Here is a 21,278-nt window from a genome sequence, read left to right as displayed (position 1 = left end):
CCAGTTACTAACGTGAAACGAGCCTGCCGGGGCCGCTATCGAATGAACGATGGCGACGCCCGACAAGCTCGATCAGCGTCTACGGACTTACTTGATTGAGCCACCCGCGGCGACGATCTTCTGCTCAGCTGAGCTGGAAACCTTGTCGACCGCAATGTTCAGCTTAACGGCAATTTCACCGTTACCGAGCACCTTGATTTTTTCGTTGTCACGAACGGCGCCCTTGGCAACCAGGTCGGCGATGGTGACATCGCCACCGTTCGGGTAGAGCTCGGCGAGACGGTCGAGGTTGACGACCTGGTACTCGACGCGGAACGGGTTCTTGAACCCGCGCAGCTTCGGGGTACGCATGTGCAGAGGCATCTGCCCACCCTCGAAGCCGATGCGCACGTTGTAGCGTGCCTTGGTGCCCTTGGTGCCACGACCCGCGGTCTTACCCTTGGATCCTTCACCGCGGCCGACGCGCATACGGTCCTTCTTCGAACCGGGAGCGGGGCGAAGGTGGTGGACCTTCAGCACCTGCTCGCGCTTCTCAGCGGGTGCAGTCTTCGCGGCGGCAGCCTTGGGGGCAGCCTTCTTTGCGGTGGCGGGCTTGGTTGCTGCCGTGGCGGCAGCGTCCTTCTCGTCAGCCATTAGTCAATCTCCTCGACCTTCACGAGGTGAGCAACCGTGTTGACATAGCCGCGGTTCTGCGAGTTGTCCTCGCGGATCACGACGGCGCCAATGCGCTTGAGACCCAGGCTGCGAAGCGTGTCGCGCTGGTTCTGCTTCTCACTAATTTTGGACTTGATCTGTGTCACTTTGAGGCGAGCCATCAGGCACCTGCCTTTGCTGCCGCTGCTGCAGCAGCAGCCGCGGCGTCGGCGCGCAGGAAACGGGCCGGGGCCACGTCTTCGTACGCGAGGCCACGACGGGCGGCAACGGCACGCGGCTCTTCGAGCTGATGCAGTGCCTCGACGGTGGCGTGGACGATGTTGATGGTGTTCGACGAACCGAGCGACTTGCTCAGGACGTCGTGGATGCCGGCGCATTCGAGCACGGCGCGGACGGGGCCACCGGCGATAACGCCGGTACCGGCAGCGGCGGGACGCAGCAGGACAACGCCGGCTGCGGCTTCGCCCTGGACGGGGTGCGGGATCGTCAGGCCGACGCGGGGAACGCGGAAGAAGTTCTTCTTCGCTTCCTCGACGCCCTTGGAGATAGCGGTCGGGACCTCGCGGGCCTTGCCGTATCCAACGCCAACGAGTCCGTTGCCGTCACCGACGACGACGAGGGCGGTGAAGCTGAAGCGACGACCACCCTTCACCACCTTGGAAACGCGGTTGATGGTGACAACGCGCTCCAGGAACTGGCTCTTGTCGGCGTCGCGGCTTCCGCGATCCTTGTTCGGGTTGCGCTCACGGCCACCACGACGAGCCTCACGAGGCTCGTTCTGTGCCGGAGCGGTTGACGCAGCGGTTTCGACGGGTGCCTCAGCGGCCACCACGGTCTCCTTGGCTGCTGTGTTACTGGTTTCAGCGGTCACAGGTTCAATCCACCCTCTCGAGCTCCCTCGGCGATGGCAGCGACGCGTCCCGCGTACTTGCTGCCGCCACGGTCAAATACGACGGCGTCGATACCGGCGGCCTTCGCGCGCTCGGCGACGAGTTCACCGACCTTACGGGCCTTGGCGGTCTTGTCACCATCGAAGGTGCGCATGTCCGTCTCGAGCGTGGATGCCGACGCAAGGGTGAAACCCTTGCTGTCGTCGACGACCTGCACGAAGACGTGGCGAGCCGAACGTGTGACGACGAGACGGGGACGAAGCTCCGTCCCAACGACCTTTTTGCGAAGACGTGTGTGCCTGCGTCCGCGGGCAGCGGCCTTGCTCTTACCTCTAGTTCCGAGACCCATGGTTATTTACCACTCTTTCCGGCCTTGCGGCGAACAATCTCGCCGGCGTAACGCACGCCCTTGCCCTTGTAGGGCTCAGGCTTGCGAATCTTACGGATGTTGGCGGCGACCTCGCCGACGGCCTGCTTGTCGATGCCACCGACCGTGAGGCGGTTGACGCCCTCGACAGTCAGGGTGATGCCGACGGGCGGCTCGATGAGGACCGGGTGTGAGAAGCCAAGGGCGAACTCGACCGCGGTGCCCTTCTGGGCGACGCGGTAACCGGTACCGACGATCTCGAGGCCCTTGGTGTAACCCACGGTCACCCCGATGATCTGGTTGGCGATCAGGGTGCGGGTCAGGCCGTGCAGCGAACGCGATGCGCGCTCGTCGTCCGGACGGGTGACGACAACGTGGCCGTCTTCGATCGACACCTGGATCGGGTTGGCGACGGTGAGCGCAAGCTCACCCTTCGGGCCCTTGACGCTGACGAGGCGGCCCTCAGTGGCAACCGTGACATCCGCGGGGATCGGGATGGGGAGTCTTCCAATACGTGACATTGTCGACTACCACACGTAGGCGAGAACTTCTCCGCCTACGCCCTTCTTCTCGGCCTGACGGTCGGTGAGCAGACCGTTGGAGGTGGACAGGATGGCAACGCCGAGGCCACCGAGAACGGTGGGGATTTCGGTCGACTTTGCGTACACGCGCAGGCCGGGCTTGGAAACCCGCTTGATGCCGACGATGGAACGCTCGCGGTTCGGACCGAACTTGAGGTTCAGCGTGAGGGTCTTTCCGACCTCTGCATCCTTGACATCCCAGGCGGAGATGTAACCCTGCGCCTTGAGGATGTCTGCGATGTGCGCTTTGAGCTTGCTGTGCGGCATCGACACTGTGTCGTGGTACGCCGAGTTAGCGTTGCGCAGTCTGGTCAGCATGTCTGCGACCGGATCTGTCATTGTCATTTGTGGTGCCTTTCTCGCCTGGTTTCGTTCATCCGTTACGCGGGTGACGACCTTGGTCGTGGTGGGGCTGGACGGTTGTCCAGCCCCAGGGTTTAAAACTAGCCGGTACTACTTGGTGTTCTCGGCCGTCTGGAAGGGGAAGCCAAGCGCCTTGAGCAGCGCACGGCCTTCTTCGTTGTTCTTGGCGGTCGTCACGATGGTGATGTCCATACCGCGAAGACGGTCGATCCGGTCCTGGTCGATCTCGTGGAACATGACCTGCTCGGTGAGACCGAAGGTGTAGTTGCCCGCACCGTCGAACTGCTTGTCCGAGAGGCCGCGGAAGTCACGGATGCGGGGAAGGGCGAGGCTCAGGAGCCGGTCCAGGAATTCCCACATGCGGTCGCCGCGGAGGGTGACGTGGGTTCCGATGGGCTGGCCTTCGCGCAGTTTGAACTGCGCGATGGACTTGCGGGCCTTGGTGACCTGCGGCTTCTGGCCGGTGATCTTGGTGAGGTCGGAGACGGCGCCATCCATGATCTTGCCGTCGCGAGCTGCCTCGCCGACACCCATGTTGACGACGATCTTCACGAGGTTCGGAATCTGGTGAACGTTCGTGAAACCCAGCTCGGTGGAGAGCTTGGCGGAGATCTCGTCGCGGTACTTCTGCTTGAGACGCGGCAGCGTCTTGACGGGCGCTTCGCCCGCAGCAACGATCGTGTCGGTCATCAGAGGTCCTTCCCTGACTTCTTGGCGTAACGGATGCGGACCGTCTTGGTGACGCCGTCCTTCGTTACCTCTTCGACGCGGACGCCGACGCGAGTCGGCTTCTTGGTCTCCGGGTCGACGATGGCCACGTTGGACGCGTGGATCGGCGCCTCCATGGTCTCGATGCCGCCGGTCTTGGTGCCGCGCTGGGTCTGGCCGACACGAACGTGCTTCGTGACGAAGTTGATGCCCTCGACGAGGACACGGTTCTTCTCCACGAGCACGGCGATGACCTTGCCCTGCTTGCCGCGGTCGCCGCCGCGTGCCTGGCTGCGGCCGCTGATGACCTGTACGAGGTCACCCTTTTTGAGTCTGGCCATGATTTAGATAACCTCCGGTGCCAGCGAGATGATCTTCATGAACTTCTTGTCGCGAAGCTCGCGACCGACCGGTCCGAAGATTCGGGTGCCCCGGGGGTCACCGTCGTTCTTCAAAATCACTGCGGCGTTCTCATCGAACTTGATGTACGAACCGTCTGGACGACGGGTCATCTTCTTGACGCGAACGACGACGGCCTTGACGACGTCGCCCTTCTTGACGTTTCCGCCCGGGATCGCGTCCTTGACGGTGGCGACGATGGTGTCGCCGAGGCCTGCGTAACGACGACCGGAGCCACCGAGGACGCGGATGGTCAACAGTTCCTTGGCACCCGTGTTGTCGGCAACCTTGAGTCGTGATTCTTGCTGAAGCACTTTTTATACCCTTCTATCAAGTAAGCGCGAGGCTTACTTGGCCTTCTCGAGGATCTCGACCAGGCGGAAGCGCTTGGTGGCGCTCAGCGGACGGGTCTCACTGATCAGGACCAGGTCGCCGACGCCGGCGATGTTCGCCTCGTCGTGGACCTTCAGCTTGGACGTACGGCGGATGACCTTGCCGTACAACGGGTGCTTCACGCGGTCTTCGACCTCGACAACGATGGTCTTGTCCATCTTGTCGCTGGTCACGTAGCCGCGCAGCGTCTTCCGGTAGCCGCGAACGAGAGCTTCTGCCTCGGCTGCGACGACCGTTTCGTCAGTCTTCGCCATGACTAGGCCTCCTTCGTTTCGACGGCCTCAGCGACAGCATCCGTTTCGGATTCTGCAGCCTTAGGGGCCTTCTTGGGCTTCTTCTCTGCCTTGTCGGCCTTGACGGCCGCTTCGACGGGTGCGGGCGTCGGGCGGATGCCCAACTCGCGCTCACGGAGAACCGTGTAGATACGAGCGATGTCGCGCTTGACCGCGCGGAGGCGGCCGTGGCTTTCGAGCTGACCGGTGGCCGACTGGAAGCGCAGGTTGAACAGCTCTTCCTTGGCCTTCTTCAGCTCGTCGAACAGTCGTTCGTTTTCAAAAGTGTCGAGCTCGACTGAGGCGAGCTCCTTGGATCCGATCGCCATTATGCGTCGCCCTCCTCGCGCTTGATGATGCGTGCCTTCAACGGCAGTTTGTGAATGGCGCGGGTGAGCGCTTCCTTGGCGACGATGTCGGTGACACCGCCGATTTCGAAGAGCACACGACCCGGCTTCACGTTGGCGACCCACCACTCCACAGAACCCTTACCGGAACCCATTCGGGTTTCGGCCGGCTTCTTGGTGAGCGGGCGGTCAGGATAGATGTTGATCCAGACCTTGCCGCCGCGCTTCATGTGACGGGTGATCGCGATACGAGCGGACTCGATCTGACGGTTGGTCACATACGCGGGGGTGATGGCCTGGATGCCGTACTCGCCGAACGACAGCTCGGTGCCGCCGGTTGCGTGGCCGGTACGGCCCGGGTGGTGCTGCTTACGGTGCTTGACTCTGCGTGGAATCAACATGGTTATGCCTCAACTCCTGCTGCAACCGGCGCCGCGGCCTCTGCGCGGGGCGCACGGCGGGGTCGGTCGTCACGACGCTCGGGGCGGGACGACTTAGCGTTGGCCTGCTCGCGGGCGAGTTCCTTGTTGGTGATGTCGCCCTTGTAGATCCAGACCTTCACGCCGATGCGGCCGAAGGTGGTCTTGGCTTCGTAGAAGCCGTAGTCGATGTTCGCCCGCAGGGTGTGCAGTGGCACGCGTCCCTCGCGGTAGAACTCCGAGCGGCTCATCTCAGCGCCGCCGAGACGACCGGACACCTGGATGCGAACACCCTTGGCGCCGGCGCGCTGGGCGCCCTGCAGGCCCTTGCGCATCGCGCGGCGGAAAGCCACACGAGCGGAGAGCTGCTCTGCGATGCCCTGCGCAACGAGCTGGGCGTCGACCTCGGGGTTCTTGACCTCGAGGATGTTGAGCTGGATCTGCTTGCTCGTGAGCTTCTCGAGGTCGGAGCGGATCCGCTCGGCCTCGGCGCCACGACGACCGATCACAATGCCCGGACGGGCGGTGTGGATGTCGACGCGAACGCGGTCACGGGTGCGCTCGATCTCGATGCGCGAAACTCCCGCGCGGTCGAGGGTCGTGCTCAGCAGGCGGCGGATCTTGACGTCTTCAGCGACGAAGTCGCTGTAACGCTGTCCCGGCTTCGTGCTGTCAGAGAACCAACGCGACACGTGGTCGGTCGTGATTCCCAGACGGAAGCCATACGGGTTTACTTTCTGACCCATTACTTCGTACCCTCCTCAGGAGTGGCGAGCACAACAGTGATGTGGCTCGTACGCTTCTTGATCTGGAATGCGCGACCCTGTGCGCGAGCCTGGAAACGCTTGAGGGTCGTACCCTCATCAACGAATGCCTGGCTCACGAAGAGGTCCTGCTCGTCCAGGTATGTGTTCGCTGCATCGGCCTTGACTCGTGCATTCGCGATGGCCGAGGCCACCAGCTTGTACACCGGGTCGCTGGCGCCCTGCGCTGCGAACTTCAGGATTCCCAGGGCCTCGTGGGCCTGCTTGCCGCGGATCAAGTTGACGACGCGACGAGCCTTCTGGGGGGTAACGCGGATGTGACGCACGCGTGCGATCGACTCCACCATTTCTTCTCCTCCTTCACGTCACCGCGTTAGCGGCGACGGCCCTTCTTGTCGTCCTTCACGTGACCACGGAAGGTGCGGGTGGGCGCAAACTCGCCGAGCTTGTGCCCGACCATGCTCTCGGTGACGAACACCGGGATGTGCTTGCGTCCGTCGTGAACCGCGATGGTGTGCCCGAGCATGTCGGGGATGATCATCGAACGGCGCGACCAGGTCTTGATTACGTTCTTGCTGCTGGCTTCATTCGCCCGGACAACCTTGCGAAGCAGGTGGTCGTCAACGAAAGGGCCTTTCTTGAGACTGCGTGGCATCGTCTACTCCTACTTACGCTTCTTGCCGACAGTACGGCGACGAACGATGAGCTTGTCGCTTTCCTTGTTCGGGTGCCGGGTACGGCCTTCTTTCTGGCCCCAGGGGCTGACGGGGTGACGTCCACCGGACGTCTTTCCCTCGCCACCACCGTGCGGGTGGTCGACCGGGTTCATGGCAACACCACGAACGGTCGGGCGAACGCCTTTCCAGCGCATCCGGCCGGCCTTGCCCCAGTTGATGTTCGACTGCTCGGCGTTGCCGACCTCGCCGATCGTGGCGCGGCAGCGGGCGTCGACGTTACGGATTTCTCCGGACGGCAGGCGCAGCTGGGCGTAGATGCCATCCTTCGCAACGAGGCGAACCGACGAACCGGCGGAGCGGGCCATCTTGGCACCGCCGCCCGGACGCAGTTCGACAGCGTGGATGATGGTACCGGTGGGGATGTTCTTCAACGGCAGGTTGTTGCCGGGCTTGATGTCAGCACCCGAACCCGACTCGATGATGTCGCCCTGGTTCAGCTTGTTCGGGGCGATGATGTAGCGCTTAGTGCCGTCAACGAAGTGCAGGAGCGCGATGCGCGCCGTGCGGTTCGGGTCGTACTCGATGTGAGCGACCTTGGCGTTGACGCCATCTTTGTCGTTACGACGGAAGTCGATGAGACGGTACTGACGCTTGTGTCCACCACCGATGTGACGGGTGGTGATGCGACCCTGGTTGTTACGGCCACCGGTCTTGGACAGGGGGCGAAGCAGGGACTTCTCCGGGGTCGAACGGGTGATCTCTGCGAAGTCCGCAACAGATGAACCGCGACGACCAGGAGTCGTGGGCTTGAACTTACGAATAGCCATTTCTTATTCCTCTAGTCCGCGCCGCTTAGCCGACGGCCGTGAAGATGTCGATGGAACCGGACTTGAGCGTGACGATGGCACGCTTGGTGTCCTTGCGCTTGCCCTGACCGAACTTCGTGCGACGCGTCTTGCCGATGCGGTTCATGGTGTTGATCGAAGCGACCTCCACCTTGAAGATCTTTTCGATCGCGAGCTTGATTTCGGTCTTGTTCGAGCGCGGGTCCACGATGAAGGTGTACTTGCCCTCGTCGATCAGGCCGTAGCTCTTCTCAGAGACGACCGGAGCGATGATGACGTCGCGGGGATCCTTGTTGATCGGGGTAGCCATTATGCGGACACCTCTTCCTTCTTGGTCTTGCTCGCCACGAACGCGTCGAACGCGCCCAGGGTGAAGACGATGTCGTCGCTGACGAGGACGTCGTAGGCATTCAGCTGGTCCCAGGACAGCACGTGCACCGTCGGGAGGTTGCGGATGCTGCGCAGTGTCAGCTCATCGGTGCGCTCGAGGACGACCAGCACGTGCTTGCTGCTGGCGATCTGGGTGAGCAGCGTGATGGCGCCCTTGGTGCTGGGCGTCTCTGCCGTGAACAGTGCGGTGACGACGTGGAGACGGTCGCCGCGGGCGCGGTCGGAAAGCGATCCGCGCAGTGCTGCCGCGATCATCTTCTTGGGGGTGCGCTGTTCGTAGTTGCGGGGCGTCGGTCCGTGGACGATGCCACCGCCGGTCATCTGGGGCGCGCGGATCGAGCCCTGACGAGCGCGACCGGTTCCCTTCTGCTTGAAGGGCTTGCGACCGGCACCGGAAACTTCTCCGCGGCGCTTGGTCTTGTGCGTGCCCTGGCGTGCGGCAGCGAGCTGCGCGACGACGACCTGGTGGATCAGGGGGATGTTGGTCTGAACGTCGAAGATTTCGGCGGGCAGTTCAACGGAACCGGACTTTGCGCCGGTTGCATCGATGAGATCGAGCGTGGTGGCCATGCGGTTACGCTCCCTTCACGGCAGTGCGGACGAATACGAGGCGGCCCTTGGCACCGGGAACGGCACCCTTGACCAGCATGAGGCCCTTCTCGGCATCAATTGCGTGAACCTTGAGGTTCAGCACGGTGACGCGCTCGCCACCCATACGACCGGCCATGCGCATGCCCTTGAAGACACGGCTCGGGGTCGAGGAAGCACCGATGGAACCGGGCTTGCGGTGGTTGCGGTGGGAACCGTGAGAGGAGGAGACACCCTTGAAGTTGTGACGCTTCATAACACCGGCGAAACCCTTACCCTTGCTCGTGCCCATGACGTCAACCTTGGAGCCGGCAACGAAGACACCGTCAACGGTGAGTTCCTGTCCCAGGGTGTAGTCGGCGGCATCCGCTGTGCGGAGCTCGGTGAGGTGACGGCGAGGCGTGACGCCCGCCTTTTCGAAGTGTCCGGCTGAAGGCTTGTTGACCTTGCGCGGGTCGATGGCGCCTGCAGCGATCTGGACGCCGGCGTAGCCGTCGATTTCCTTGCTGCGGATCTGGGTGACAACGTTCGGCGAGATCTCGATGACGGTGACGGGAACGAGCTTGTTGTTCTCGTCCCAGACCTGGGTCATGCCGAGCTTCTTGCCGAGGAGACCCTTGGTGGTCTTGGTATCGGAGTAAGACATCGCGGGCCCTAGAGCTTGATCTCGATGTTGACGTCCGCCGGGAGGTCGAGACGCATGAGCGAGTCGACGGCCTTCGGGGTGGGGTCAATGATGTCGATCAGACGCTTGTGGGTGCGCATTTCAAAGTGCTCCCGGCTGTCCTTGTACTTGTGAGGGGAACGGATGACACACACCACGTTCTTCTCGGTGGGAAGCGGCACGGGGCCGACAACCGTTGCACCCGCACGGGTCACGGTGTCGACGATCTTGCGCGCCGAGATGTCAATGACCTCGTGGTCGTAAGACTTAAGCCGAATGCGGATTTTCTGTCCCGCCATGTCGAACTCTCTTTCTGTCAAGGCTTCTTACAGCCCGGGGGCTGCATTGGACGCCGTAGTAGCACTGCTGCTGTCGCACCACTGTTCATCTGTCAATTTCGATTCCTCGTCCCGCAGCCTTCCAGCCGCACGACTTTGAACCGAGCCAACCGCTTCTCCATGCCGGGGCATGGGGGAAGGCATGGATTTCCCATGCTTTCCCGGCTGTTGGTTTAAGCTCTGTTCTGCTACCCGCGGCCTAACCGTGTGACCTGTGGACACCGGCTATGCACTGCCTGGCAGTGATCCCGACACCACGTGCAGCGCGGCAGTCGAAAGTGTTGAACTAGAAGAGTCTGCCACAGGGGTAGGCCTTTGTGCAACCCGGGCGTGTCGCGACCGGCGTGTCGCGCGTTTCGGCCCCCTTTCGCCCCGTTTCCAGCGCTTCGCTGCCCGTTTCGCGCTCGTTTCCCTCTGCCGGGGCCCGCCCTTCGTCGAGCGCGGGTGTTGCGCCGTTGCGCGGGTGGTCAACCACCCGCACAGCGGCGCAGCGCCCGCGCTCGATACAGACACGCCATTCACCACGGGCGGAGGCCCGGTCTCCGAACAGGCAGCCCAAGCTCCAGCAGACGCCCGCGCAAGCGCATCCTGCTCACCGCAATGGAGAAACCCCAGCGAGTGAAGCCGTGCACCTGCCGACGCACGCCATCTTCACGGCGCTTTTCATCCCACAGCACTTCCTCGGGCGTACGCCCGTCCCTCATGACGGGATCGAAGTACTTGATCTTCCCGTCAGCCTCCCCCACTTTGTCTTCGTCTGGGAAATAGAAGTCGACGAAAACTTCTTTCCCATCGACGACAAACGGATGCTGGAGAACCGGCGCCGGGAATCCGTTCAGCGCAATATTGACTCGACTCGCGGATTCGTTGGGTGAACCAGCGAGGTCCGTTGCAAATTCGATCACTGCGCGCGCTCGCGCCGAACCACGAAAGGGCAGCATCCGCTGCCAGACCTCGAATAGCTCCGCCTTCGTCGTCAGCGGCGGCTCTTTTCGCTGCCGGTCCACGTAGAGCGCTCGGTCTGCGATGGCTACCGCTGACATGAGGTCGAGGGTCGCCGAAAGATCGATCACGGTGCGCGCCACCGAAGTGGTGCGAAGCCCGTTCACGATGACGACGTCTCGTGAGTCGATACCCACGGCATGCTTGCGAACGCCGGGATCCGAACGCCCGCCACCTGCCCGGGGAACGATGAAATGAACATCCTGCGGAGGACCGAACAAGAACGGCAGGCCGAGAAGTACCGCCGCTGAGTGATGAGAGACCACGCTATCCACGTGCCTTGCAGCCGCCGCAGCCTGCACTCGAACCGAGTACTGCATGTCCGCCGTCAGCGACTGCCATCGGTCCCGGGGAAAGTACAGGCCGCGCCTGACTCGTTCGAAGTCCCCTCGCTCGGCTCGGCGGCGGAGTCGGAGATCTGCGTCGAAGGAATGCTGATAGTCGGCTACGGACAACAAGTGGTCCGCAGGGTTGTCCGGTGGAATGTGTTCAGTCATGCTGCAGAGCCTGTGACCCACGGACCACATCTGGAGGTCGAAGGCGTCATTTGTGCGTTACCGACGACATCCACTCCTGTGGAGGACTGCGTTCAGACTCGAGCGCGGGTGTTTCGCCGTTCCGCGCCTGGCACACCACCCGCGGAACGGCGAAACACCCGCGCTCGAGTGGTGCGTCCTGAGCGCCGCGGCCGACTCGGACGCTCGCTGCGGACGCTCGCCGCGCGAGCGCGCTAGTCGGTGCCGAGGTGGGTGTCGGCGACGGTGCGGGCCTGCTCGATCTGGTCCTCGAACTTATTGCCGGTGACCTTGTTGACCGCGTCGGCTGTGCCGTCGAGCAGCTTGTCGCTGATGTCCTCGGCCTGCTCGCTGTGCGAGGCCTCAGTGACCTTACTGTCGCCCAGGAACCCCTGGGCCTTTTTCGTGATGTCGTCCAGTCGTATGATCCACTCCAGTCCGGCCGGTTCAGTACGACCGCGACCCACGATAGAACCGGGGCCAGCCCGCGACAAGGGTCTCGCGGGGACGCAAAAACGGGCCGGCCCCGAAGGACCGACCCGTTTCAGTGGTGCAGGTGGTGAAGAATTACTTGATGATCTTCGTCACGGTTCCGGCGCCGACGGTGCGGCCACCTTCACGGATAGCGAAGCCGAGTCCATCTTCCAGGGCGATCGGCTGGATCAGCGCGACAGTCAGGTCGGTGGTGTCGCCGGGCATGACCATCTCGGTGCCCTCGGGCAGCGTGATGACGCCGGTGACGTCGGTGGTGCGGAAGTAGAACTGCGGACGGTAGTTCGCGTAGAACGGGTTGTGACGGCCGCCCTCTTCCTTTGACAGGATGTACGCGGTGCCTTCGAAGTCGGTGTGCGGCGTGACCGAACCCGGCTTGACGACGACCTGGCCGCGCTCGACGTCTTCGCGCTTGGTGCCACGAAGAAGAAGACCACAGTTCTCGCCGGCCCATGCCTCGTCGAGCTGCTTGTGGAACATCTCGATACCAGTGACCGTGGTCTTGATCGTCGGGCGGATGCCGACAACCTCGACCTCGGAGTTGATCTTGAGGGTTCCACGCTCGGCGCGGCCGGTGACGACGGTGCCACGACCGGTGATCGTGAAGACGTCCTCGATCGGCATGAGGAAGGGCTTGTCCTTGTCGCGGACGGGCTCCGGGAAGTAGTCGTCAACGGCCTGCATGAGCTCCAGGATATTGCCGACCCACTTCGGGTCGCCTTCCAGCGCCTTGAGCGCCGACACGCGGACAACAGGAGCGTTGTCGCCGTCGAAGCCCTGGGCGGTGAGGAGTTCGCGAACCTCGAGCTCGACGAGCTCAAGGATCTCTTCGTCGTCGACCATGTCGGCCTTGTTCAGTGCGACGAGCAGGGACGGCACGCCGACCTGCTTGGCGAGAAGAACGTGCTCACGGGTCTGAGCCATCGGGCCGTCAGTTGCGGCGACAACGAGAATCGCGCCGTCCATCTGTGCGGCACCGGTGATCATGTTCTTGATGTAGTCAGCGTGGCCCGGTGCGTCGACGTGCGCATAGTGACGCTTTTCGGTCTCGTACTCAACATGGGAGATGTTGATCGTGATGCCGCGCTGGCGTTCTTCCGGAGCCGAGTCGATCGACGCGAAGTCGCGCTGAACGTTGGTCTTGGAAGGGAACGTGTCGGCAAGGACCTTGGAGATCGCTGCAGTCAGCGTGGTCTTTCCGTGGTCAACGTGACCGATCGTTCCGATGTTTACGTGCGGCTTAGTCCGCTCGAACTTGGCCTTGGCCACTGTGGGTCCTCCTCAGGACTCTCGGCTTCACCGCCCGCTGGTTTGCGGCCGGTGAAACTGCTGGATTTGTGTACTTATGTTACTCGGGCCGGGAGGCCGAAGCGATTTCGGCCCGAAGGCCCGGAAAGGCCCGAGGGCCCCAGACTATTCGCCCTTATTCTTCTGGATGATCTCTTCGGCAACAGCCTTGGGGACCTCGGCGTAGCTCTCGAAGGTCATCGAGTACACGGCGCGCCCGGAGGTCTTGGACCTCAGGTCGCCGATGTAACCGAACATCTCCGAAAGCGGAACGAAGGCACGAATGACCTTGACGCCGCTCGCGTCCTCCATGGTCTGAATCTGACCACGGCGGGAGTTGAGGTCGCCGATGACGTCGCCCATGTATTCCTCAGGCGTACGAACTTCGACGCTCATGAGCGGCTCGAGAAGAACAGGGTTCGCCTTGCGGACGGCTTCCTTGAAGCCCATCGAGCCGGCGATCTTGAACGCCATCTCCGAGGAGTCGACGTCGTGCGCGGCACCGTCGAGCAGGCTGGCGCGAACGCCGACCATCGGGTATCCGGCCAGAACACCGACGTGCATGGCGTCCTGGATGCCCGCGTCGACCGAGGGGATGTATTCCCTGGGGATGCGGCCACCGGTGACCTTGTTCAGGAACTCGTAACCCTTTTCGGCAGTGATTTCAAGCGGCTCGATCGCGATCTGAATCTTCGCGAACTGGCCGGATCCACCGGTCTGCTTCTTGTGGGTGTAGTCGTGACGCTCGACGGCCTTGCGGATCGTCTCGCGGTACGCGACCTGGGGCTTGCCGACGTTGGCCTCGACGTTGAACTCGCGACGCATGCGGTCGACGAGGATGTCCAGGTGAAGTTCACCCATTCCCTTGATGACCGTCTGGCCAGTTTCCTGGTTCTGCTCGGTACGGAAGGTCGGGTCTTCTTCGGCCAGCTTCTGGATCGCGAGACCCAGCTTTTCCTGGTCCTGCTTCGTCTTCGGCTCGATCGCAACCTCGATCACCGGGTCAGGGAACGTCATCGACTCGAGGACGACCTGGTGGTTCGGGTCGCACAGGGTGTCGCCGGTGGTGGTGTCCTTGAGGCCGATGACCGCGTAGATGTGACCGGCGGTCACGAAGGCCACCGGGTTCTCCTTGTTGGCGTGCATCTGGAAGATCTTCCCGATGCGCTCCTTCTTGCCCTTGGTCGAGTTGATGACCTGGCCGCCGGAGTCGAGGTGTCCCGAGTAGACGCGGATGTAGGTGAGGCGACCGAAGAACGGGTGCACCGCGACCTTGAACGCGAGGGCCGTGAACGGCTCGGTCGCATCCGAGTGACGCATGACGACGACCTCTTCATCGCGCGCGTCGTGGGCCTCGATGGCCGGCACGTCGAGCGGGGTGGGGAGGTAGTCGATGACGGCGTCAAGCATCGGCTGCACGCCGCGGTTCTTGAACGCGGAGCCGCAGAGGACCGGGTAGATCTCGCTGTTGACCGTGAGCTTGCGGATCGCGTGCTTGATCTCGGAGACGGTGAGCTCTTCGCCGGAGAAGTACTTCTCCATGAGGTCGTCATCGGTCTCGGCGACGGTCTCGAGGAGCAGCTTGCGGTAGACCGCGGCCTGCTCGACGAGGTCGGCCGGGATGACCTCGATCTCGTAGTGGGAGCCCATCTCGACGTCACCCTTGGAGTCGCCGCGCCAGGTCAGTGCACGCATCTCGACGAGGTCGACAACACCTTCGAAGGTGTTCTCGGCGCCGATCGGCAGCTGGATGACGAGCGGCTTCGCACCGAGACGCTTGACGATGGTGTCGACGGTGTAGAAGAAGTCCGCGCCGAGCTTGTCCATCTTGTTGACGAAGCAGATGCGGGGAACGTCGTACTTGTCGGCCTGGCGCCAGACGGTCTCGGACTGGGGCTCAACGCCCTCCTTGCCGTCGAACACGGCAACCGCGCCGTCGAGGACGCGGAGCGAACGCTCCACCTCGACGGTGAAGTCCACGTGGCCGGGGGTGTCGATGATGTTGATCTGGTTGCCGGCCCAGAAACAGGTCGTCGCAGCGGAGGTGATCGTGATGCCACGTTCCTGCTCCTGCGCCATCCAGTCCATGGTCGAGGCGCCGTCGTGGGTCTCGCCGATCTTGTGGTTGACACCCGTGTAGTACAGGATGCGCTCAGTGACGGTGGTCTTGCCAGCGTCAATGTGCGCCATGATGCCAATATTGCGGACCTTGCTCAGGTCGGTGAGCACATCAAGTGCCACGGGTGTCCTCCGGACGTTTTTTGGGGGTGTGTGGGGCGAAACAAGACAAGCCGGTGGGCGAGCGGGGCGGGTGACCCGTCCCGCTCGCTCACCGGATCGCGACTACCAGCGGTAGTGTGCGAAGGCCTTGTTCGCCTCGGCCATCTTGTGTGTGTCTTCACGACGCTTGACCGCGGCACCGAGGCCGTTGGACGCGTCGAGGATCTCGTTGGTGAGGCGCTCGGTCATGGTCTTCTCGCGACGAGCCTTGGCGTAGCTGGTCAACCAGCGAAGGGCCAGGGTGTTGGCGCGGTGCGGCTTGACTTCGACCGGCACCTGGTAGGTGGAACCACCGACGCGGCGCGAACGCACCTCGAGGGTGGGGCGCACGTTGTCGAGCGCCTTCTTCAGCGTGACGACAGCATCCGCACCGTTCTTGGCAACGACGCCCTCGAGTGCATCGTAAACGATGCGCTCGGCGAGGCCCTTTTTGCCGTCGAGGAGGATTTTGTTGACGAGCTGGGAGACGATGGGGGCGCCGTATACCGGGTCAGCGATAACGGGACGCTTGGGCGCTGGGCCTTTACGAGGCATTACTTCTTCTCCATCTTGGCGCCGTAGCGGCTACGAGCCTGCTTGCGGTTCTTGACAGCCTGGGTGTCCAGTGCGCCGCGAACGATCTTGTAACGAACACCGGGGAGGTCCTTGACGCGACCGCCTCGCACGAGCACCATCGAGTGCTCCTGCAGGTTGTGACCCTCGCCGGGGATGTAGGCGGTGACCTCGGTACCGTTCGACAGCTTGACGCGGGCGACCTTGCGGAGAGCCGAGTTCGGCTTCTTCGGGGTGGTGGTGTACACGCGGGTGCACACGCCGCGCTGCTGCGGGTTGGCCTTGAGGGCGGGAGCCTTGGTCTTGGTGACCTTGGGGCTGCGGCCCTTCCTGACCAACTGCTGAATGGTTGGCACTAATTACTCCTTGTTATTGCTGCACGGTGACAGCTCATTGATGGTTAGCATTCGATTCGTTCCGTTTCCGGTCCTTGTCGAGTTCATCTGGACCCGCCGGCGCACGCGGAACAAGTTCCGTGTGTTTCAGTGGGTATGCCGTGGGGGCTGCTCGGTGAGCAAACCCAGCATGCGTGCCGTGTCTGGGCGCCCAAGGTGCGGCACGACGAGATCGCGATGGCATGACTCAAGCGCACGACGAAGCGCACACCCCGAAATACTAACTCCCCTCGGGTAGCCCGGTCAAATGGTGAGCCTCCGTCGAGCGGATGCGGCGGGCCGGGCACGCGCGTGGCCCACGCGGCTTGTCCCCCACTCGTCCGCGGCTCAGAGGCCGTGGGGCCAGAGCGGGGAGTTGAGGGTGCTGTCGAGATCGGCGAGCAGGGACTGCACCCAGGGCTCGACGAACGCGTCGACCGCGGCCCGCATCCGCTCACGGTGCCGGTAGAGGGCGGTGCAGACCTGGCCGCCGATCTCGGCCGCGTACTCGTCCGCGAGGCGCAGTTCGGCGCGGATCGCCGCCTTCTCTTCCGCGGTGAGTGGCTCCGGTTCGGCGACGAACGCGGCCGGGGAAGCGGGGCGGGACAGCTCGGCGAAGGTGAAGAGGTATGGCGCCTCACGTTCGGCGGGCGGGTCGAGCTCCAGGCCGGTGTATTCGGGGTCGAGGCCGTCGGCCGGGCGATAGCTCGCCACGGCGGCCTTGCGTTCCTCGTTCGCGCGGATCTCCCGGCTGAGCAGCGGGAGGGCGGACTCGGTGTACGCGTCGACGGAGCCGTCGATCACAGCCTTCACGCGCATGGCCAGGGCGTGCTGCACCGCGTGCGGAACATCGGTCGTGAGGCCGGCGGCGCGGATGACGGGCGAACCGAAACAGGTGCGGCACAGCCGCGTTCTGCGGGTGTGCGTGCCGGGTCGCCACTTGGGGAGCCAGCTCAGCCAGTCGTCGACGACATCGCCGACGCGTGCTTCGATGGAACCATCCATGGACATTAAGGTTACTTGATGCCGCAGGTGTTCGGCGGGGAGATTTCGCCCTATTCGTCCGGGCGTTCCCAGGGCCACAGCGGCCGGCCGTGTTCGTTGATGCGGGAGGCGAGCACGAGCGAATAGGACAGGGTGATGACGAAGGCGAGGATGCCGGTTGTCGCCGCGAACGGCTCGCGCAGCACCGCCGCAGCGAAGGTCAGCCCGCTGAAGAGTTGCCCGTTTCCGAGGGGATAGAGCACGGAGCCGGCGGCGACGAACCCGAGGAACGCGGCGATGCCGGTTCCGGCCGCGTACCCGAGCGCCACCCGCTGGCGGCGCGGTGACGCCCGCAGCCCGAGCCACAGCAGGAGAGCGAAAACCAGCAGCACGGACGCCGCCGCCATTCCGGGACCGACGAGCGGGCCGGCATCCGTTACCGGGATGACCTCGATGTCGGCGAGCAGGCTGATCATGCCGAAGCCCGCGACGAGCAGGGCCGCGTAGAGCACGGCCGCGAACACGGCGACGACGGCCGCGTATCTCTGGTAATCGCGCATCGCTCAGGCCTCACTCCCCCGCTGCGGGGGCTGCACCGTTACGGCGACTCGCCGGCCGCCCCGGACTGTTCGGGATTACTGCGGACGGGAGAGCTGCGGCCCCTCGGCGAGGCGGCGGTCGTAGTCCTGGCGGGCAGCGGCGTTGCGGGCCGTGACGGTGCGTCCGCGGCGGGCGATCCAGGCGCCGAACCAGATCGGCACCTCGCGGGCGACGATGGCGGCGGCAATCGCGTACGGGCTCAGCCACTGCGCGGTGATGAAGCGGACCGCTTCGGACGGGGTGAAGTTCCAGGCCTGCACGGTCAGCAGTGCCGCTCCGATGTAGGAGAAGTACACGACGACGGCCACGAGGAAGCCGAAGAGCACGTACGCCCACCAGCCGCCGCGGTTGACGATCAGCACGAGCAGGGAGAAGCCGATGAAGAAGAACACGGCCGGCACGTAGAAGACCGGGAGCACGATGAAGTCGCTGAACTTCGCGGCGGCGTCGGCGACCGAGCCGCTGCCGGCCCCGGCGATGCCGAAGGCGACGAGCGCGTAAACGATGGCGTAGACGACCGTCGCGAGCAGCACGAGCAGCACGCCTGCACCCCGGTTGCCCTTGTCGACGGGCGGGGCCGGAGCCTGGATGTAGATGGGGCCCGCGGGCGCCTGCACGGGAACCGCGGGCGTGTAGCCGGGGGTGTAGTCGGTGACGGGGGCATGCTCCGCTGCCGCCTGGTCCTGCGTGGCGACCTGGGCGTCCTCGTGCACTGTCTCGGCCGAGACGGCCGCGGAGGTCTCGTAGGAAATCGGCTCGCCGACCGGTTCGGGGTCAACGACAGGGGCGACGGGCGCGGATGCCGCGGGCTCGGCGAGCGGGGCCGGTGCCGACTCGTCAGCGGGCACTGCGGCGGCGTGCGCCGGCTCGCTCGGAGCCGACTGGTCGGTCGGGTCCGTCTCGGACCGCGCGTACGCGGCCGTCGGGGCATCCGTCTCGGGGGTCGTGTTGCGCTCGTCTGATGTCGGGTCGCTCATGCTGCACTCCTCGCGGGCCGGGTGGCCGTAGCTCTCTGCAGCAACCATAACAACATGCCCGGCCCCCGATCGGGAGCTTGGCCGCGCGATTTGTGATTCGGCGCTGCGGCCGTTCGGGGCTATTTCGCCGCGGGCGTCGGAGTTGGCGTCGGCGTCGCGGCCGCAGTCGCCGCGGGTGTCGCCGCAGTCGCGGGTGGGACGAGCACGTAGACGAGGCCGGTGATTGTGGCCGTGATGTCCCCTGTCGCGCTTGTCTTCGAGTCGGTGGTCGAGTCCGCGGCGAGAGGTGCCGTCGTGATCCCCGTCACCAAATAGAGCCGCTGACCGCTCTGAAGTCCGCTGATGAAGTCGAGGGCATGGGCGTAGCTTCCTGTGACCGTGATCGACACCGCGAGCGAAGCGAAAGTCGTTGCCGTGATCTGCGCGTTCGTGACCGGCATGACGGCCGCGGGCGTTCCGGTCGTGGCGCTATCCGTACCGGTTGAAGCGAGTGCGGCCGGAGCCGCATACGGAACGGCATCGGACACGGTCATGCCGGTCAGAGTCACCGACTTCGACCCGGCGAGCGCATCGAGCTGAGTGACAAAACTCGGCATCTCCGTGCCGCTCGGCACGGAAGCCTGCAGGGGAACCAGCTCGGCCTTGAGCGCATCGATACCGGCGTAGTCGGATTTGAGTTTGGCCAGCACCGCTGCCTGCCCTGCATTCGACGCCTCCACGGCGGCGCGCGCCTGATCGGCTGTCGCGACCGCAGCGAGCTGCGGTTGGATGCCGAGCAGCAGGCCAATCGCTAGGACGGCGACCATGACGACGACTGACCCGATAACCCAGATCCTGTTCTTGTCCATGTTCATTTCCCCACAGTCGCGAAGCGCTTGGCGTACGCGGCATCATTGACGTGCATGGTGATGTCGACGGTGTAAGTCTTCGTGGTCGCATCCAGAGTCACAGACCCGGGCAATGCGTCAGCGAATCCCGGCAGAGTGGAGAGCGCGTTGAGCCAGGTGGGGACGTCAGGCAGCACTGCACTCTTCGCGGTGAACTTCACAGTACCGACGCGGGCGCCCTGAAGCGGCGCAGTGGGCTGCGCATAGGCAAATATCGGGGAGGCAAAGTCCAGAGTCACCGTGTCGATCGAAACGGTGGACGGCAGGGTGGCCTGCACGCTGTCGAGGTACTTCTTCCAGTCGATTTCCGTCGACACCCCCACTTGCTGGGCGGCCTGCACAAGCGTGACTTTCGCCTGCACGGATCGAACTTCGATGTACTTGGTTTGCTCGGCGACGAGACTCGAGGTGCGTGCCTGTTCGTCCGCCAGCTGACTCTGGGCCTGGAGTGCGAGCACGGTCGAGGCGCCGGTTCCGACGGCCATGATGACGATCACACCGAAAACACCGATCAACAGGCGCCGCCGGATGACGGCAGCAGCACGTTCCTTGTAGATCTCCGGGGGGAGAAGATCCACTCGGGGCACACCGCCGACGATGAGCTCCGCGGCCTTGCTGGCGCGGCTCATGCTGCACTTCCCAAGGCGAGGCCGAGCGCCACGGCAAATGTAGACCCGCTGAGCCTGAGGTCGTTCGCGTCGACGTCCCGCGCGAGACCGACCGTGACAAACGGGTCACCGACGACCACGGGCATTCGGGTCATCTCGGCGAGTGCTTCGGGCAACCCGCGCAATTGCCCGCCGCGCCCACTGAGCACGATCTGTCCCACCGGATTGGTCGGCCGTGTGTTGACGAAATAGCTGATGGTGTTGCGGAGGCTCGTCAACTGTTCACTCGCGATCTTGTAAATGACTTCCACAGCACGCTTGTCCGCCTCGGGCACAGTTCCGGTGGCCAGTCCGAGACCGCACTTGGCCGATTCTGCCTGTTCGGGAGTCGACTTGAGTTCGTCCTGCAGGGCTCGCGAAATGTCATCACCGCCTGTAGCAATAATTCGCACGAATTGCGGAACCCCGTTCGTCGCGATGACGACACTCGTGGTACTGCCACCGATGTCGACCAACGCGACCGTGCCGGCGATGCCCGGTCTGCTCACGAGAATGCGAGTCAAAGCGAATGGAATCAGATCTACGTCGACAGTCATCAGTCCCGCGAGCTGAGTGGCTTTGACGTTCGCGAGTACAGCCGACTTGACCGCCGCGATCAACAGCCCGTTGACGACCGGTCCATTCTCACCCTCGGATTCGGAGACCGGGTAGAAGTCGAGCAAGGCGTCGGCTACTGGGATCGGGAGCATTTCCTGCACCTCGAACGGCAAAGATTCACGGATACGGGCAAGTGACATTTTCGGGACGCTCAGGTCGCGGGCGAGGACCCTCTGGTTGCCCATGCCGAGCACGACGTTCTTGGATTTGAACCCACCGGACGACCAAAGCTGCTTGAGCGCTGCGGCAACGGTGTTCGGTTCTATGACCTCGCCACTGTTGACCGCTCCGTCCGGCAGGCCAATCTGGCTGTAGCGGAGCAGGATCGGTTTGACAGATTGCGGGTCGCTCACTTCGACGGCTCGCAGAACCGAGCTCCCGATGTCTATCCCCACGATGCTTGT

General features: G+C 63.7%; 32 protein-coding genes. All 32 read right to left on the bottom strand.

Features of this window, described 5'->3' with window-relative positions; genetic code table 11:
• Positions 1-87 precede the first annotated feature (87 nt).
• The 32 genes from rplO to pilM all read right to left on the bottom strand — a co-directional run bounded on the left by rplO (position 88) and on the right by pilM (position 21,269).
• Positions 88-633 (bottom strand): 50S ribosomal protein L15, encoded by a 546-nt coding sequence (gene rplO / locus RCH22_RS19115; RefSeq protein ID WP_327015191.1) that lies wholly within the window; start codon positions 631-633, stop codon positions 88-90.
• Positions 633-815, bottom strand: a complete 183-nt coding sequence (rpmD, locus tag RCH22_RS19110) for a 50S ribosomal protein L30 (RefSeq protein WP_174774564.1) — start codon at positions 813-815, stop codon at positions 633-635. Before rpmD ends, rplO begins: the two co-directional genes overlap by 1 nt.
• Positions 815-1,486, bottom strand: coding sequence for a 30S ribosomal protein S5 (gene rpsE, locus RCH22_RS19105; RefSeq protein WP_104101028.1), 672 nt, complete (start codon positions 1,484-1,486; stop codon positions 815-817). The genes rpmD and rpsE overlap by 1 nt, the downstream gene beginning before the upstream one ends.
• A gap of 35 nt (positions 1,487-1,521) precedes the next feature.
• The gene (gene rplR / locus RCH22_RS19100) at positions 1,522-1,893 is read right to left on the bottom strand and encodes a 50S ribosomal protein L18 (RefSeq protein ID WP_134449898.1); all 372 of its coding nucleotides are present in this window, start codon (positions 1,891-1,893) and stop codon (positions 1,522-1,524) included.
• 2 nt (positions 1,894-1,895) lie between these two features.
• Positions 1,896-2,432, bottom strand: a complete 537-nt coding sequence (gene rplF / locus RCH22_RS19095) for a 50S ribosomal protein L6 (protein ID WP_134449897.1) — start codon at positions 2,430-2,432, stop codon at positions 1,896-1,898.
• Positions 2,433-2,438: 6 nt separating this feature from the next.
• Positions 2,439-2,837 (bottom strand): 30S ribosomal protein S8, encoded by a 399-nt coding sequence (gene rpsH, locus RCH22_RS19090; RefSeq protein WP_327015190.1) that lies wholly within the window; start codon positions 2,835-2,837, stop codon positions 2,439-2,441.
• A gap of 108 nt (positions 2,838-2,945) precedes the next feature.
• A complete protein-coding gene (gene rplE, locus RCH22_RS19085; protein ID WP_134449896.1) occupies positions 2,946-3,545 on the bottom strand; it encodes a 50S ribosomal protein L5 in 600 nt (199 codons plus the stop codon).
• Positions 3,545-3,904, bottom strand: coding sequence for a 50S ribosomal protein L24 (gene rplX / locus RCH22_RS19080; protein ID WP_327015189.1), 360 nt, complete (start codon positions 3,902-3,904; stop codon positions 3,545-3,547). The genes rplE and rplX overlap by 1 nt, the downstream gene beginning before the upstream one ends.
• 3 nt (positions 3,905-3,907) lie before the next feature.
• The gene (gene rplN / locus RCH22_RS19075; RefSeq protein ID WP_134449894.1) at positions 3,908-4,276 is read right to left on the bottom strand and encodes a 50S ribosomal protein L14; all 369 of its coding nucleotides are present in this window, start codon (positions 4,274-4,276) and stop codon (positions 3,908-3,910) included.
• Between the two features lie 33 nt (positions 4,277-4,309).
• Positions 4,310-4,609 (bottom strand): 30S ribosomal protein S17, encoded by a 300-nt coding sequence (gene rpsQ / locus RCH22_RS19070; RefSeq protein WP_134449893.1) that lies wholly within the window; start codon positions 4,607-4,609, stop codon positions 4,310-4,312.
• Positions 4,610-4,611: 2 nt separating this feature from the next.
• The gene (gene rpmC, locus RCH22_RS19065; RefSeq protein ID WP_134449892.1) at positions 4,612-4,956 is read right to left on the bottom strand and encodes a 50S ribosomal protein L29; all 345 of its coding nucleotides are present in this window, start codon (positions 4,954-4,956) and stop codon (positions 4,612-4,614) included.
• Positions 4,956-5,375 carry a 50S ribosomal protein L16 gene (rplP, locus tag RCH22_RS19060; RefSeq protein WP_134449891.1) on the bottom strand — a complete coding sequence of 140 codons (420 nt, stop codon included), beginning with the start codon at positions 5,373-5,375 and terminating at the stop codon, positions 4,956-4,958. The genes rpmC and rplP overlap by 1 nt, the downstream gene beginning before the upstream one ends.
• Before the next feature lie 2 nt (positions 5,376-5,377).
• Complete coding sequence (rpsC, locus tag RCH22_RS19055; protein WP_134449890.1) at positions 5,378-6,139, bottom strand: 30S ribosomal protein S3; 762 nt, start codon at positions 6,137-6,139, stop codon at positions 5,378-5,380.
• A complete protein-coding gene (gene rplV, locus RCH22_RS19050; RefSeq protein ID WP_134449889.1) occupies positions 6,139-6,504 on the bottom strand; it encodes a 50S ribosomal protein L22 in 366 nt (121 codons plus the stop codon). Before rplV ends, rpsC begins: the two co-directional genes overlap by 1 nt.
• 26 nt (positions 6,505-6,530) lie before the next feature.
• Positions 6,531-6,812 carry a 30S ribosomal protein S19 gene (gene rpsS / locus RCH22_RS19045; RefSeq protein WP_134449888.1) on the bottom strand — a complete coding sequence of 94 codons (282 nt, stop codon included), beginning with the start codon at positions 6,810-6,812 and terminating at the stop codon, positions 6,531-6,533.
• Between the two features lie 9 nt (positions 6,813-6,821).
• Positions 6,822-7,661: a 50S ribosomal protein L2 gene (gene rplB / locus RCH22_RS19040; protein WP_134449887.1), complete on the bottom strand. Its 840-nt coding sequence runs from the start codon at positions 7,659-7,661 to the stop codon at positions 6,822-6,824.
• Between the two features lie 25 nt (positions 7,662-7,686).
• Positions 7,687-7,989, bottom strand: a complete 303-nt coding sequence (gene rplW / locus RCH22_RS19035) for a 50S ribosomal protein L23 (protein ID WP_104100968.1) — start codon at positions 7,987-7,989, stop codon at positions 7,687-7,689.
• Positions 7,989-8,639, bottom strand: a complete 651-nt coding sequence (gene rplD, locus RCH22_RS19030; protein WP_134449886.1) for a 50S ribosomal protein L4 — start codon at positions 8,637-8,639, stop codon at positions 7,989-7,991. The genes rplW and rplD overlap by 1 nt, the downstream gene beginning before the upstream one ends.
• A gap of 4 nt (positions 8,640-8,643) precedes the next feature.
• On the bottom strand, positions 8,644-9,303 hold the full coding sequence (rplC, locus tag RCH22_RS19025; protein ID WP_134449885.1) for a 50S ribosomal protein L3: 660 nt from the start codon (positions 9,301-9,303) through the stop codon (positions 8,644-8,646).
• Positions 9,304-9,311: 8 nt separating this feature from the next.
• Complete coding sequence (gene rpsJ / locus RCH22_RS19020; protein WP_035834607.1) at positions 9,312-9,620, bottom strand: 30S ribosomal protein S10; 309 nt, start codon at positions 9,618-9,620, stop codon at positions 9,312-9,314.
• A 557-nt stretch (positions 9,621-10,177) separates the two neighbouring features.
• Positions 10,178-11,158, bottom strand: a complete 981-nt coding sequence (locus tag RCH22_RS19015) for a hypothetical protein (protein ID WP_327015188.1) — start codon at positions 11,156-11,158, stop codon at positions 10,178-10,180.
• Between the two features lie 233 nt (positions 11,159-11,391).
• Complete coding sequence (locus tag RCH22_RS19010; protein ID WP_327015187.1) at positions 11,392-11,643, bottom strand: antitoxin; 252 nt, start codon at positions 11,641-11,643, stop codon at positions 11,392-11,394.
• A 100-nt stretch (positions 11,644-11,743) separates the two neighbouring features.
• Complete coding sequence (gene tuf, locus RCH22_RS19005; protein WP_134449883.1) at positions 11,744-12,937, bottom strand: elongation factor Tu; 1,194 nt, start codon at positions 12,935-12,937, stop codon at positions 11,744-11,746.
• Between the two features lie 144 nt (positions 12,938-13,081).
• Positions 13,082-15,196, bottom strand: coding sequence for an elongation factor G (gene fusA / locus RCH22_RS19000; RefSeq protein ID WP_327015186.1), 2,115 nt, complete (start codon positions 15,194-15,196; stop codon positions 13,082-13,084).
• Between the two features lie 102 nt (positions 15,197-15,298).
• Positions 15,299-15,769, bottom strand: coding sequence for a 30S ribosomal protein S7 (gene rpsG / locus RCH22_RS18995; protein WP_066597688.1), 471 nt, complete (start codon positions 15,767-15,769; stop codon positions 15,299-15,301).
• Positions 15,769-16,143, bottom strand: coding sequence for a 30S ribosomal protein S12 (gene rpsL, locus RCH22_RS18990; RefSeq protein ID WP_055787040.1), 375 nt, complete (start codon positions 16,141-16,143; stop codon positions 15,769-15,771). The genes rpsG and rpsL overlap by 1 nt, the downstream gene beginning before the upstream one ends.
• A 366-nt stretch (positions 16,144-16,509) precedes the next feature.
• Complete coding sequence (locus RCH22_RS18985; protein WP_327015185.1) at positions 16,510-17,166, bottom strand: spermidine/putrescine ABC transporter substrate-binding protein; 657 nt, start codon at positions 17,164-17,166, stop codon at positions 16,510-16,512.
• A 50-nt stretch (positions 17,167-17,216) separates the two neighbouring features.
• Entirely contained in the window at positions 17,217-17,705 is a 489-nt protein-coding gene (locus RCH22_RS18980; RefSeq protein WP_327015184.1) for a DUF6121 family protein, read from the bottom strand.
• 75 nt (positions 17,706-17,780) lie between these two features.
• Positions 17,781-18,722, bottom strand: a complete 942-nt coding sequence (locus tag RCH22_RS18975) for a hypothetical protein (RefSeq protein ID WP_327015183.1) — start codon at positions 18,720-18,722, stop codon at positions 17,781-17,783.
• A 119-nt stretch (positions 18,723-18,841) separates the two neighbouring features.
• Entirely contained in the window at positions 18,842-19,570 is a 729-nt protein-coding gene (locus tag RCH22_RS18970) for a hypothetical protein (RefSeq protein WP_327015182.1), read from the bottom strand.
• A gap of 2 nt (positions 19,571-19,572) precedes the next feature.
• On the bottom strand, positions 19,573-20,238 hold the full coding sequence (locus RCH22_RS18965; RefSeq protein ID WP_327015181.1) for a hypothetical protein: 666 nt from the start codon (positions 20,236-20,238) through the stop codon (positions 19,573-19,575).
• The gene (gene pilM / locus RCH22_RS18960) at positions 20,235-21,269 is read right to left on the bottom strand and encodes a type IV pilus assembly protein PilM (RefSeq protein ID WP_327015575.1); all 1,035 of its coding nucleotides are present in this window, start codon (positions 21,267-21,269) and stop codon (positions 20,235-20,237) included. Before pilM ends, RCH22_RS18965 begins: the two co-directional genes overlap by 4 nt.
• Positions 21,270-21,278: the final 9 nt, after the last annotated feature.

Source organism: Cryobacterium sp. GrIS_2_6, assembly GCF_035984545.1.
Lineage (GTDB): Bacteria > Actinomycetota > Actinomycetes > Actinomycetales > Microbacteriaceae > Cryobacterium.
This window is presented reverse-complemented; position numbering and strand designations above follow the sequence as displayed.